The following is a 12596-nucleotide window of genomic DNA, read 5'->3' as shown; positions in this document are numbered from 1 at the left end:
TCGTACGGATGTCTTTACGAAAAATTTACACTTTGTAATATTGTAATTTGATAAAATAAAATTAACTAAATTATAGTAAAAAAGTTTCAAGGGGAAGTGTGAAGAGAATGGAATTATCGAAGGGGAATGCAGTAAATTTAAATGATACAGCTTATTACAATAATCGAGAGTTAAGCTGGCTAGCATTTAATGAACGTGTACTACAAGAAGCGCAAGATGGAAAAAATCCACTTTTGGAAAGATTGAAATTTATTAGTATTTTTAGTTCGAATTTAGATGAATTCTTTATGGTACGTGTAGCGGGATTAAAGGATCAAGTGAGTGCTGGATTTAATCAGCCAGAAAATAAAGCTGGCTTAACACCAAAAAAGCAACTAAATAAAATTGCGATAAAAGCCCATGAACTAATGACAGTACAATATGATACATTTAAAAATTATGTATTGCCAGCGCTTGAGTTAGAGGGAATTGAACGTTTAACATTCCATGATTTGACGAAAGAGCAGCGAGAATTTATAGAAGAGTATTTTGATGAGCAAATTTTTCCGGTGTTAACCCCTGTAGCTATTGATGCATATCGCCCATTTCCAATGTTATTAAATAAAAGTTTGAATTTAGCTACTCTTTTATATGATGAGAAGCAAGCGGAGGAAGAGAATCGGACGAAGCTAGGAATTGTACAAGTTCCTTCATTACTTGAGCGCTTCATATTTTTACCGAGCGAAGGGCAAAAGCATAAATTTATTTTATTAGAAGACGTAATTAGTAGCTTTACTCATAAATTATTTACGGGATATACAGTATCATCTGTTACTCGTTTCCGTATTACACGCAATGCAGATTTAACGATTCATGAAGAAGGTGCGAGAGATTTATTAAAGGTAATTGAAAAAGAATTAAAAAAACGTAAGTGGGGGGGGGCTGTACGTTTAGAAGTTGGGAAAGAACACATTGATGAAAGAGTATTAGCGTTATTATATGAGGTTCTGGAAGTAAAAGATGAAGATGTATATATAATGGATGGGCCATTAGATTTAACATGTTTGTTTTCTTTATATAAAAAACTAGCTCCTTTATATGAACATCTTGTATATCCGGCTCTTATTCCGCAACCGCCTCAAGATTTAGGTGATGAAGAAGATGTATTTGAAAAAGCAATTGAGCATGATATTTTATTACATCATCCTTTTGAATCATTTCAGCCGGTAGTTGATTTTGTCCGTGATGCGGCAGACGATCCAAATGTACTTGCGATTAAACAAACGTTATATCGAGTAAGTGGTGATTCACCAATTATTCAGGCGTTAAAGATAGCGGCTGAAAAGGGAAAACAAGTGACGGTATTAGTTGAATTAAAGGCAAGATTTGATGAAGAAAACAATGTTCATTGGGCTAAAGAATTGGAACAGGCAGGATGTCATGTTATTTACGGTGTAAGTCACTTGAAAACACATAGTAAAATTACGTTAGTTGTAAGAAGAAAAAACGGAAAAATCGAAAGGTTCGTACATCTTGGAACTGGAAACTATAATGATGCAACAGCGAAGTTATATACTGATTTTGGATATATTACATCAAGAAAAGACTTTGGGGTTGATGCAACCAATTTCTTTAATTATTTAAGTGGTTATACAACAAAGCCACATTTTCATCATTTATCTGTTGCTCCATTTGATATAAGAGAACAATTTATGGATTTAATAGATGAAGAAATCCGTTATCATAGGCAATATGGAAATGGATATATTATCGCTAAGATGAATTCATTAACAGATAAACCATTAATTAAAAAAATGTACGAAGCATCACAAGCTGGAGTAAAGGTAGAGCTCATTGTTCGAGGAACATGTTGCCTACGACCTGGTATTCCAAATGTAAGTGAAAATATTCGTGTAGTTAGTGTTGTTGGAAGATATTTAGAACATAGCCGTATTTATTATTTCCATCATAATGGGGAGGAGAAAATATATTTATCTTCAGCTGATTGGATGACGCGAAATATGGAGAAGCGAGTGGAAATATCTTTCCCGATATTAGATATTGAAATGAAGGCACGAATTAAGGCGATTTTACAGCTTACATTAGCTGATAATGTGAAAACACGTGAACAAAATAAAGATGGTGATTACTATTATGTTATTAATGGTAGTACAGAAGAAATTGATAGCCAAGTGAAGTTGTTTAAGATGGCGTATCAAAATACAGATGCTGAATAATGAAAAAAGTAAAAACCTCTTATGTCTATAAGAGGTTTTTACTTTTTTCTACTCATATGCTCCCAAAATGGGAGGATGAGTAGAAACAATAGTTTTATTATAAGCGTGTAATAAGGTGGCTCGTTGAGAGAATAACATTTGAAATAATCGTTATTTTAACTTAGTAATAGTATGGTTGTTGACATGGTCCACCGTAACAAGGATAAGGTGCTGGCGGCGGGAAAGGTGGTGGATAAGGTGGGTAAAATGGTCGAGGGCCGAAAGCTAATGCTCCGCCGAGTAATCCACCAGCAATTCCAGCTAGAAAGGGAACGCCAAAAAACGGGAAGAAGCGTGAGTCGCCTACTGGACCAATAGGTGCTGAACGGACTGGGATTGGTTGATAATATGGATACATGAACATACCTCCTTTATTGGACTCACTTTCATCATATGGTAAATGAAACGTGGATGAGCGCGTACAAGAAAGGATATGCAAGAAAATAGGCGAATTATTACGAATGTTGGAGTGTAAAAAGTGTAATTTCAGGTTTTGACATAAAACGGAATGGAACACGCGTTCTTCCTAGGCCTCGATTAACATAGAGAGTTAAATCTTGAATTGTATAGAAGCCTTCAATATAGTCTTTGGCGAGTGATGGTGTAATAATAGCTCCTAAAAAAGGAATTTGTACTTGTCCGCCGTGGCTATGACCAGAAAGTTGCAAGTTGATTGGATATCTGGAAACTTGGGGCGCGATATCTGGTTCGTGAACAAGAACAATGTTATAAGTATTTTGTCGTGCATGCTCTAATGTTTTCTCTATTTTGGGTTTGCCTAGTAGTATATCATCGAGACCGAAAATAGAAATCTCACTATTATCCATTAGACGAATTCTTTTTTCATTATTTAGCAATAGTTCAAATCCAGATTCACGCATGATGTGCTCATAGTATTCAGTTCCATATCCACCGTGATCATGGTTACCATAAATAGCGAATTTACCGAAGGGGGCTTGTATATTTTTTAAAATGGATGCAACGAAAGGAGTGTCAGTATACGTTTGGTAATTATCAATGAGATCTCCAGTAAAAAGGACAATATCTGGATTTACAGCATTAATTTTAGAAACAACTTGAGATAAATGTTGAAGCGAGAAATAGTATCCAAGATGTAAATCGCTGAATTGAAGAATTTTCATACCATGAAAACTTTTTGGGATGAGTTGTGATTTTAATGTGTGCTGTGTAAAAGAAATGAAATGGGGTTCTATATATTTAGCATAGTAGTATCCAATGCCACTGGTTATAAATGAATAGAGACAAGTGCGCATACCAATTTTTAAAAAATTTCTTCTTGTAATGTGCTTCATAAAAATATGAGTATACCTCAATGTTTTTATTCCATTTATAGGCTACTCGAATCTCCTTTCAGTTTATTTAAAATATACTTTACATAATAAAAATTTAGTATAGATTACGAAAAAAAATGAATGAAAAGAAAATTCTTTACATTAAAATATCAGAAAAGTTTAAAAATATAAAGATTTCTATTAAATAAAGTGATAAAATGAATGTGTATTCATTTTTTGGAGGGGATGTATGTGAAAGAGAAGGTAGTTATTATAACAGGTGGATCGAGTGGAATGGGAAAAGGAATGGCGACTCGTTTTGCAAAAGAAGGGGCACGAGTTGTTATTACAGGACGTACAAAGGAAAAACTAGAGGAAACAAAGTTGGAAATTGAACAATTTCCGGGGCAAGTATTACCTGTACAAATGGATGTAAGAAATACGGATGACATTCAGAAAATGATTGAACAGATTGATGAGAAGTTTGGTCGAATTGATGTTTTAATAAATAATGCAGCTGGAAACTTTATTTGTCCAGCAGAAGATTTATCTGTGAATGGTTGGAATTCAGTCATTAATATTGTGTTAAACGGTACATTTTACTGTAGCCATGCTGTCGGAAAATATTGGATTGAAAAAGGTATAAAAGGGAATATCATTAACATGGTAGCAACATATGCATGGGATGCAGGTCCAGGAGTTATTCATTCGGCTGCAGCGAAGGCAGGGGTATTAGCGATGACGAAGACGCTCGCTGTTGAGTGGGGACGTAAATATGGAATACGAGTTAACGCTATCGCGCCAGGACCAATTGAACGTACGGGCGGTGCTGATAAATTATGGATTTCAGAAGAAATGGCTAAGCGTACGATACAAAGTGTTCCGCTTGGAAGGCTGGGTACGCCAGAAGAAATCGCTGGTCTAGCTTATTATTTATGCTCAGATGAAGCTGCGTACATAAATGGAACTTGCATGACAATGGATGGAGGACAACATTTACATCAATATCCATTTTAAAAGGGATAAAAAAATGAATGTTTGATTCATTTTTTTATGGTTAAATGTGACGGAATTGTGACATATGAAAGAAAAGTGTTTACAAGAGGTCATATATACGTTATATTTAAGACCTCTTTTTTCTTCATAGTAGAATTGCTAATTCCCCTTAGCATTTTACCCCTCTAATCCCTTCAGGAAAACTGAAGGGATTTTTTATTATTTTTCCGTAAATATCATGTTATAATTTTTGAAAAGTAAAGGGAGGGAAGCACGTTGATAGATGCATTAGATGTAATGAGTAACTTGGATAAAGTCCTTCCTTATTATCAAGCTATTTTTAGTGCTGATGAGCATACTGTAATTGGATATGAAGTAGTAGGACGTATTCAAACAGAAGAGGGCATACAAAGTTTAGCTTCTTTCTTTCACGATGATTCGATTCCAAGTGAATTTCAACTGGAAGCGGATAATATTATAGTAGAAAAAGCTTTAAATCGTTATTTAGAAAGCGATCAAAAATTATTATTATTTATACATCGGAATGCTAATGTATTAATGAATGATGATGATGAAAGCTTGCTTCAACTTTTATTGAGGTATGAAGAACAAGGTTTAAATTTAAAACAAATTGTTTTAGAGATTACAGAACATGAATGTAAAGAAGATATAGAGCAATTTAATCATTTGCTTATGTATTATCGTACATATGGTATTCAAATTTCGATTAATAAAGTCGGAACGGGCACAAGTAATTTAGAGCGTATTAGCGTGTTAGCACCTGATATTTTAAAAGTAGATTTAACGAATTTAAGGCAAACAGCACTTTTACAATCTTATCAAGATATTTTATATTCTTTATCATTACTTGCTAGAAGAATTGGTGCAACTTTGTTATATGAAGAAATAGATGCTTTTTATCAACTGCAATATGCTTGGAAGAACGGCGGAAGATATTATCAAGGTAATTATTTGAAAGAATGTTTACCTGATTTTATTGAAACGAATGTTTTGAAAGAGCGACTTGGTAATGAATGTCATCAGTTTATTCAGCATGAAAAGAAGAAGTTACAAAAAATTTATAATTTGACAGAGATGTTACGCGATCGCATTGGCGATGTTTTATCAAAACAAAAAAAGAATGAAGATATAAATGATTGGTTATTACAATTTAGTCAAAGTGTATCACAGTGTAGTTTTCGTATATTTATTTGTAATGAAGATGGTTTCCAACAATCAGGAAATGTTATGAAAAAAGATGGAGAATGGATTGTGATGCCGGATTATTATATGAAGAACTGGAGTTGGCGCCCGTATTTTCTCGAGAATATCATGAAAATGCGTTTTGAGAATAAGGCAAGGCTTTCAGATTTATATGCAGATATCGAAACGGGCGAAATGGTACGAACATTTTCTTTCCCAATAGATGATGACAACTTTTTATTTATAGATTTATCTTATGAATATTTATATGAAGAAGATGTTTTATTTTAATGCACGAAGAGATTCGTGCATTTTTTGTTTGTTTTTATCATAAATTGGTAATAGTGAAAATGGTGATGAAAATGCTGTCTATCGTTGTAAAGATTTTACGAACGAAATCTGTCCTTTCTTTGCATAATCATTGTTACAATGAATACTACAAAGACAAGTTCTTTTAAAAGGAAGGTGAAAAAATGAGGAAATATGGAATATGGCTTGTTCTATTTGTATGTGTTGCCTTTCTAGTTGGTTATAGTGTTACGACTGTTTTAGGGAAAGAGGAAGTGAAAGTTGATCGGAAAGAAGTATTTACAACGATACAAAAAGGCTATGAAACCCAGTTTTCAATTCGTGGGAAGCATTTGCCGATGAATAAGATGATAGAGACGTTATCACCGTATTTTACAGATAATTTCCTTCAAGTGTTTACAGATGAAAATAGCAGAAGTGATAAACAAAGTGGTGAATATTTACTTCCGGCAAAAGAAGCACCGTTTTCTTTTAATTCAGAAACGAAAATATCGTATGATGAAGAACATAAAAATTTATATGTATATGAGCGGACAAAAAGTGGACAATATCAAATTGTAACATTGAAAAGGGATCAAGATAAATGGAAGTTAGCAGGATATCATGAAAGTCAGGAACTCTTAACTGAAATAAAAAGGTTGCAACAATTATAAAGTGAAACTTTTAATCAGTGGGAGGGATTACTAGCCCATCTAACTCCTTTGCTTTAGCTAAATTTTTTGGGTTTTACTACCTACAAATAGCGGGATAAGAATAGGAATAGGTATTTACCTATTCCTATTCTATATTGAGTAGTTTTTGTAACTTTTCAATTTGAAAACCTGCAACTACTTCGCCATCAATTACGACTGTTGGAGTTGAATAAGAATCATAGTCGTTTAAAAGACGATTGCGAGCAGCAGCGTCTTTTTTTACGTCAAATTCTTCATATGCAACGTTATTATGCTTCAAAAATTCTTTAACAATAACACATGGCGGACAATCAGGTTGTGTATAAACCTCAATTTTTTTCATTGTAATTCCTCCTTTTTTCTGTTTTTTATTATATTCTTCCAGTATAAAAACCGCAATAAAGAAGGGGAAATATGTTCTTTCTGTTTTTTCCTTCGCATTTCGACAAATTTTTAGTTGAGTTTCTGGCCAATAACCTTTATCCTAGAGTGTGGAACATTTTTTCTGTTATGACGGATAGAATGAGTATAGCTGTAAAACCTATTGGTAGGAAGATCAGAGAAAGGAGAGATTTCATGTCTCTACTCCAAGGAATTTTAACTCGACTTGTTAGTCTACAAGAACAAGCTGAAAGCGGTGAAGTAGCACAACGCTATTTTGAAGTGAACGGTGAGCGCAAATGTAGCGTGAAATTTTTCGATAAAAGTGAAATGTATGAGTTAGAAGTGTATCAACAAGGTGAAAAACCTCAAGTGTACCAATTCGATAATATCGACATGGTTGCAATTGAGATTTACGATATCATTTCTTGATACATATAAAAAAGGTACTGCCATATGGCAGTACCTTTTTTAGTTCTATTACTTTCCAGCGTAATGTATAGAATTTTTTTATTTTTCCTACAATGGTATTAAAATGAAAATTTAATCTGTGTAAGTTTGCCTATCCATGTGGATAAGTAGTCCCGCCAACCGGATGAATATGTGAAGCTAAACTTCTCACAATTGCTGGGTTCTGCAAATAGTGGGAGAAATATAACTAGGAGGTTATCGTATGGAACATTTACCAGTTGTGATTTGTCCTAATTGTCAAAGCTCTGCTGAGATTACTCATGTATTAACGGCTCAATCTAATCAAAATGTAATTTATACGTGCCAAGTTTGTCACTTTGTAATTCGAAATATTGAAACGAATAAAGGATAGGAAGTTATAATTTTAGTTTTTGTCCCATACAATGAGAATACGAAAAGTCTGTCTAATTGAAAGGACGTGACTCTGTGGACGGTGCACATAAATTTTACAATGTTTCAGAGAGACATTTAAATTTTGATATGGTCTTTAGCCGTATTTGTAGTTTCATTGAAAAGGATCCACGAAATTTATATCGATTATCCATTGGGACAGACTCGCAAGCACATCAAAAGGATACGAGGTTTATTACAGCAATCCATATTCATCGTGTTGGAAAAGGTGCCTGGGGTTGTTTACACCATAGATCAGTAAAAGATAAGCCAGCAACCTTACGTGAGAAAATATATTTAGAAACGCAGTTTAGTCAAGAAATCGCATGTCTATTTACACCTACTCATATACAAACAATATGGGAGTTATTGCATCCTTATGCTCAAGATGGGGCTGGATTCATAATGGAAATTCATTTAGACATTGGGAATGATGGTTTAACAAAGGAATTTATTTTAGATATGACAGAAAAAATTCGAGCGATGGGATTAACTGCAAAAATTAAGCCGGATGCTTATGCGGCGTTTAGCTATGCAAATCGATATACGAAATGACTTTTTGTATGTTTACAATTGCTACATATCTTTTGGTAAAAACTGAATATTACATCTATTAAATAGGTTAAATTTTTTATATAATAAGAGTAACGATGCGATTGTAAGGAGAGGGGTATATGCAAAGGGAAGTTGTTTTAACGAAGGAAGAAGAAAGTTTACTACTAGATATTTTATTTCAGCAAAATTATGCAAGTGAAATTTTAGCTGTGGAACTTACAGATATTGAGAATGGTTTGAAACAGACGGATGTGATGCAATATAAAAAAATCACAAGGTTATTTTACAGATTAAAAAATAAAGGGTATTAAGCGCTACCGGAATGGTAGTCTTTTTTTTGTGCTGTATGCTAAAATAGCTGTGTGATTGTATTTTTATTGAAATAAATTTAGGACAAAATAATAATATGAAAACGCTGTCATAAAATGTGAATAGAGTTATGAACATAAGCAGGAAAAAGGGAAAATGGGGGATGTAATATGATTAGTATTCCGAAAGACGAATTTCAACAAATTCTTGTGAAGGATTTAATGATTTCATCGGAAAAAGTAGCTCATGTCCAAATTGGAAATGGTTTAGAACATGCTTTACTCGTTCTTGTGAAATCTGGATATTCGGCGATACCTGTCTTAGATCCAATGTATAAATTACATGGTTTGATTAGTACTGCCATGATATTAGATGGTATGTTAGGATTAGAGCGTATTGAGTTTGAAAGACTTGATGATATGAAAGTAGAGCAGGTGATGAAGGAAGATATACCTTTTCTTAAATTAGAAGATTCATTTGCAAAAGCTTTAGAAATGACAATTGATCATCCTTTTATTTGTGCTGTTAATGAAGAAGGCTATTTTGAGGGGATTTTAACACGTCGTGCTATTTTAAAATTGTTGAATAAGAAAGTAAGGCAACATAATCGATAACGTGAGAAAAGTGACTTCATAGAAACGAAGAAGTCACTTTTTTTCGTGCATATCACTTGTGTATGTATTATATTTAAAAAGACATAAAACATAAGGAAAGTTTGCGCTGGAAAATTGTATTTTCTAAATGAAAGCTTGTTGAAATAAGGTGTATGGAAGCTAAGGAAAGAGGGAGAAAGTTGCAAATTGATGATTTTCAAATGATGGTTGTGTTAGCTCAGGAATCAAATATGAGAAAAGCGGCGGAACGTTTATTTGTTTCCCAACCTGCGCTGAGTCAACGATTACAATCTATGGAGAAACAATGGGGAATGAAGTTTTTTATTCGCTCACAAAAAGGATTGACAATTACACCTGAAGGGGAAAAAGTTGCAAATTATGCCAAAGAAATGTTGCAAAAGGAAGAGGATATAAAAAGTGAGCTAGCTGTTTTTAGAACGGAAACTCATGGAACGTTAAAAATAGCTGTTGCATCAGTTATTGGTCAATATTGGCTTCCTCCTGTTTTGAAAAAGTTTGTGCATAAATATCCTTCTGTAAAGATATCGCTGTTTACTGGATGGAGTAGTGAAGTGCAAAAGCAGTTTTATGAAGGAGACGTTCATGTTGCTATACTGAGGGGAACACAAGAATATAAAGGTCAAAAGCAAAAATTATTTGAAGATGAACTGTATTTAGTTGATAAAGAAATAAAAGATATTTCGATGCTAAAAGAAACAAATAGGCCGTTCATTCAATTTAAAAGTGACTCGACTTATTATGGACAAATACAAAATTGGTGGTATGGTTTATTTTCTAATCCGCCTAAGCGAACGATTGTAGTTGACCAAATTGAAACATGCAAACAACTTGTTTTAAATGGTATAGGTTATGCCCTTTTACCTTCTACTGTTTTAAAGGAAGTACAGGAAAATATGTATAAAACACCTGTTCAATTGACGAGAGAAACATGGTTGTTAACAAGTGACTCAGCAAGGCAGTTGAAGCAAGTACAAGCATTTTTAGAAATTATAGAAGAAATTCAAAGGGAAAAATAAGATTATTATCTTGCTACTCGCTCTTTCGTTTGGTAGAGTAACATTATAAATGGATTTAGGAGGCAACAAGAATGAAAATGATGGACGCTAACGAAATTATTTCGTTTATTCAAAAAAGTGAAAAGAAAACTCCTGTAAAGGTATACATAAAAGGGGATTTAAAAGAAGTAACATTCCCTGGAACAGTACAAGCATTTGTGAATAAAAAATCAGGTGTATTATTCGGAGAATGGTCTGAAATTAAGACAATTCTTGATGAGAATAATAAGCACATCGTTGACTACGTTGTAGAAAACGATCGTCGTAATTCTGCAATCCCAATGCTTGATTTAAAAGGTATTAAAGCTCGCATCGAGCCCGGTGCTATTATTCGTGACCATGTTGAAATTGGTGACAACGCTGTAATTATGATGAATGCAACAATTAACATTGGTGCTGTAATTGGTGAAGGTTCTATGATCGACATGAACGCAGTACTTGGTGGACGTGCAACAGTCGGTAAAAACTGTCACGTAGGTGCAGGTGCTGTACTTGCAGGTGTTATTGAGCCACCTTCTGCAAAACCAGTTATCGTTGAAGATGATGTAGTAATCGGTGCAAACGTAGTTGTTTTAGAGGGTGTTACAGTAGGTAAAGGTGCAGTTGTAGCAGCGGGAGCTGTTGTAACAGAAGATGTGCCTCCATACACAGTTGTTGCAGGTACTCCAGCACGTGTAATTAAAGAAATTGATGAGAAGACAAAAGCAAAAACAGAAATTAAACAAGAGCTTCGTCAATTAAACCCAGAGAAATAAAAAGAAAAAAAAGCGTAAGAGCGTAAATGGGCTCTTACGCTTTTTATAGATAGAGGTGCAAAAATGACAGTAAGCAAATTTGTCCAAATTCGTAGAGATCTACATAGAATTCCAGAAATCGGATTTAAGGAATGGAAAACACAACAGTATATTTTAGATTATATAGGAACGCTTTCTCATGAATTTGTGGAAGTGAAGACATGGAAAACGGGTGTAATCGTTAAAGTAAATGGAAAAAATCCAGAAAAAATAATAGGTTATCGTGCAGATATAGACGGTTTACCAATTACAGAGGAAACTGGATATGAGTTTGCTTCTATTCATGAAGGAATGATGCATGCATGTGGCCATGATGTACATACAACAATCGGTTTAGGCCTTCTAACGAAAGCTGTGAGCGAAAGAATAGATGATGACCTTGTATTTCTATTCCAGCCAGCAGAAGAAGGACCAGGCGGTGCTCTTCCTATGTTAGAAAGTGAAGAGTTAAAAGAATGGAAACCAAATATAATTCTTGGTCTTCATATTGCACCAGAATACGCTGTAGGGACAATTGCAACGAAAGAAGGACTGTTATTTGCCAATACTTCAGAATTATATATCGATTTAAAAGGGAAAGGTGGCCATGCTGCCTATCCGCATACTGCAAATGATATGATTGTTGCAGCGAGTCATCTTGTTACACAGCTTCAATCCGTTATTAGTCGCAATGTAAATCCTCTTGATAGTGCAGTAATTACAATCGGAAAAATTACAGGTGGTACGGTTCAAAATATTATTGCAGAAAAATCTCGTTTAGAAGGAACGATTCGAACATTATCAGTAGAATCAATGAAGCGTGTGAAAAGCAGAATTGAGGCAATTGTTGCAGGTATCGAAGCTTCTTTCCAGTGTGAGGCGATTATAGATTACGGAGCAATGTATCATCAAGTATATAACCATGAAGAGTTAACGAGAGAGTTTATGCAATTTGTACATAAACAAACAGATATGAATGTTATTACATGTACTGAGGCAATGACAGGTGAAGATTTTGGTTATATGCTTCGAGAAATCCCTGGATTTATGTTTTGGCTTGGAGTAAATTCAGAATATGGTTTACATCATGCGAAATTAAAGCCAGACGAAGAAGTGATTGAAAAGGCAATTACATTTTTAAGCCAATATGTAAAGTGGAAAGGGAATAGAAAATAAAACTTCCGCTTTCTTGAAGTTTCCAAAAAAAATTTTGTTCTGAGGTGTAAGTAACGCTCGTATAGATTGATTTTAGGCGTTTACATACAAATGAAAGAATAAAGTTAATTGGACTGTTTTAATAA

15 protein-coding genes are annotated in these 12596 nt (G+C 34.1%); 12 read left to right on the top strand and 3 right to left on the bottom strand.

The window, feature by feature from the left end:
- Positions 1–107 precede the first annotated feature (107 nt).
- Positions 108–2216, top strand: a complete 2109-nt coding sequence (locus tag CN409_RS14850; RefSeq protein WP_000423553.1) for a polyphosphate kinase — start codon at positions 108–110, stop codon at positions 2214–2216.
- Positions 2217–2376: 160 nt separating this feature from the next.
- Here the strand turns inward: CN409_RS14850 and CN409_RS14845 are convergent, their stop codons facing one another.
- On the bottom strand, positions 2377–2613 hold the full coding sequence (locus tag CN409_RS14845) for a hypothetical protein (protein ID WP_000283738.1): 237 nt from the start codon (positions 2611–2613) through the stop codon (positions 2377–2379).
- Between the two features lie 97 nt (positions 2614–2710).
- Positions 2711–3568, bottom strand: a complete 858-nt coding sequence (locus CN409_RS14840; protein WP_002082238.1) for a metallophosphoesterase — start codon at positions 3566–3568, stop codon at positions 2711–2713.
- 231 nt (positions 3569–3799) lie between these two features.
- Between CN409_RS14840 and fadH the strand changes: the two genes are divergently transcribed.
- From fadH to CN409_RS14825, 3 genes are all read left to right on the top strand, one after another.
- Positions 3800–4564 carry a 2,4-dienoyl-CoA reductase gene (gene fadH / locus CN409_RS14835; RefSeq protein WP_000660913.1) on the top strand — a complete coding sequence of 255 codons (765 nt, stop codon included), beginning with the start codon at positions 3800–3802 and terminating at the stop codon, positions 4562–4564.
- A 255-nt stretch (positions 4565–4819) separates the two neighbouring features.
- Entirely contained in the window at positions 4820–6037 is a 1218-nt protein-coding gene (locus CN409_RS14830) for an EAL domain-containing protein (protein ID WP_000564306.1), read from the top strand.
- 182 nt (positions 6038–6219) lie between these two features.
- Entirely contained in the window at positions 6220–6708 is a 489-nt protein-coding gene (locus tag CN409_RS14825) for a DUF3993 domain-containing protein (protein WP_001233816.1), read from the top strand.
- Positions 6709–6832: 124 nt separating this feature from the next.
- Here CN409_RS14825 and CN409_RS14820 read toward each other — a convergent pair whose 3' ends face one another.
- Complete coding sequence (locus CN409_RS14820; RefSeq protein WP_000717872.1) at positions 6833–7069, bottom strand: glutaredoxin family protein; 237 nt, start codon at positions 7067–7069, stop codon at positions 6833–6835.
- A 233-nt stretch (positions 7070–7302) separates the two neighbouring features.
- Here CN409_RS14820 and CN409_RS14815 point away from each other — a divergent pair, with 233 nt between their 5' ends.
- From CN409_RS14815 to CN409_RS14780, 8 genes are all read left to right on the top strand, one after another.
- Entirely contained in the window at positions 7303–7539 is a 237-nt protein-coding gene (locus tag CN409_RS14815) for a YkuJ family protein (protein ID WP_000055151.1), read from the top strand.
- Positions 7540–7780: 241 nt separating this feature from the next.
- The gene (locus tag CN409_RS31870; protein ID WP_000400650.1) at positions 7781–7930 is read left to right on the top strand and encodes a hypothetical protein; all 150 of its coding nucleotides are present in this window, start codon (positions 7781–7783) and stop codon (positions 7928–7930) included.
- Positions 7931–8004: 74 nt separating this feature from the next.
- Positions 8005–8523, top strand: a complete 519-nt coding sequence (locus CN409_RS14805) for a ribonuclease H-like YkuK family protein (protein WP_000348492.1) — start codon at positions 8005–8007, stop codon at positions 8521–8523.
- A 119-nt stretch (positions 8524–8642) separates the two neighbouring features.
- On the top strand, positions 8643–8834 hold the full coding sequence (abbA, locus tag CN409_RS14800; RefSeq protein WP_001188692.1) for an antirepressor AbbA: 192 nt from the start codon (positions 8643–8645) through the stop codon (positions 8832–8834).
- A gap of 168 nt (positions 8835–9002) precedes the next feature.
- Complete coding sequence (cbpB, locus tag CN409_RS14795) at positions 9003–9446, top strand: cyclic-di-AMP-binding protein CbpB (RefSeq protein ID WP_000623573.1); 444 nt, start codon at positions 9003–9005, stop codon at positions 9444–9446.
- A gap of 152 nt (positions 9447–9598) precedes the next feature.
- Positions 9599–10483 carry a LysR family transcriptional regulator gene (locus tag CN409_RS14790; RefSeq protein WP_003261853.1) on the top strand — a complete coding sequence of 295 codons (885 nt, stop codon included), beginning with the start codon at positions 9599–9601 and terminating at the stop codon, positions 10481–10483.
- Positions 10484–10554: 71 nt separating this feature from the next.
- A complete protein-coding gene (gene dapD, locus CN409_RS14785) occupies positions 10555–11277 on the top strand; it encodes a 2,3,4,5-tetrahydropyridine-2,6-dicarboxylate N-acetyltransferase (RefSeq protein WP_097981367.1) in 723 nt (240 codons plus the stop codon).
- Between the two features lie 63 nt (positions 11278–11340).
- A complete protein-coding gene (locus CN409_RS14780) occupies positions 11341–12471 on the top strand; it encodes an N-acetyldiaminopimelate deacetylase (protein WP_000218671.1) in 1131 nt (376 codons plus the stop codon).
- Positions 12472–12596 lie beyond the last annotated feature (125 nt).

Source organism: Bacillus sp. AFS012607, from assembly GCF_002558005.1.
In the GTDB taxonomy this organism is placed as follows: domain Bacteria; phylum Bacillota; class Bacilli; order Bacillales; family Bacillaceae_G; genus Bacillus_A; species Bacillus_A thuringiensis_S.
The sequence above is the reverse complement of the archived record's forward strand: the minus strand, read 5'-3'. Positions and strand labels throughout refer to the sequence as shown.

Excerpts from the sequence above, each read along its gene's own strand:
- CN409_RS14850 (WP_000423553.1), top strand. The coding sequence starts at position 108 with ATGGAATTATCGAAGGGGAATGCAGTAAATTTAAATGATACAGCTTAT.
- CN409_RS14845 (WP_000283738.1), bottom strand. The coding sequence starts at position 2,613 with ATGTATCCATATTATCAACCAATCCCAGTCCGTTCAGCACCTATTGGT.
- CN409_RS14840 (WP_002082238.1), bottom strand. The coding sequence starts at position 3,568 with ATGAAGCACATTACAAGAAGAAATTTTTTAAAAATTGGTATGCGCACT.
- CN409_RS14825 (WP_001233816.1), top strand. The coding sequence starts at position 6,220 with ATGAGGAAATATGGAATATGGCTTGTTCTATTTGTATGTGTTGCCTTT.
- CN409_RS14820 (WP_000717872.1), bottom strand. The coding sequence starts at position 7,069 with ATGAAAAAAATTGAGGTTTATACACAACCTGATTGTCCGCCATGTGTT.
- CN409_RS14815 (WP_000055151.1), top strand. The coding sequence starts at position 7,303 with ATGTCTCTACTCCAAGGAATTTTAACTCGACTTGTTAGTCTACAAGAA.
- CN409_RS31870 (WP_000400650.1), top strand. The coding sequence starts at position 7,781 with ATGGAACATTTACCAGTTGTGATTTGTCCTAATTGTCAAAGCTCTGCT.
- abbA (WP_001188692.1), top strand. The coding sequence starts at position 8,643 with ATGCAAAGGGAAGTTGTTTTAACGAAGGAAGAAGAAAGTTTACTACTA.
- cbpB (WP_000623573.1), top strand. The coding sequence starts at position 9,003 with ATGATTAGTATTCCGAAAGACGAATTTCAACAAATTCTTGTGAAGGAT.
- CN409_RS14790 (WP_003261853.1), top strand. The coding sequence starts at position 9,599 with ATGGAAGCTAAGGAAAGAGGGAGAAAGTTGCAAATTGATGATTTTCAA.
- dapD (WP_097981367.1), top strand. The coding sequence starts at position 10,555 with ATGAAAATGATGGACGCTAACGAAATTATTTCGTTTATTCAAAAAAGT.
- CN409_RS14780 (WP_000218671.1), top strand. The coding sequence starts at position 11,341 with ATGACAGTAAGCAAATTTGTCCAAATTCGTAGAGATCTACATAGAATT.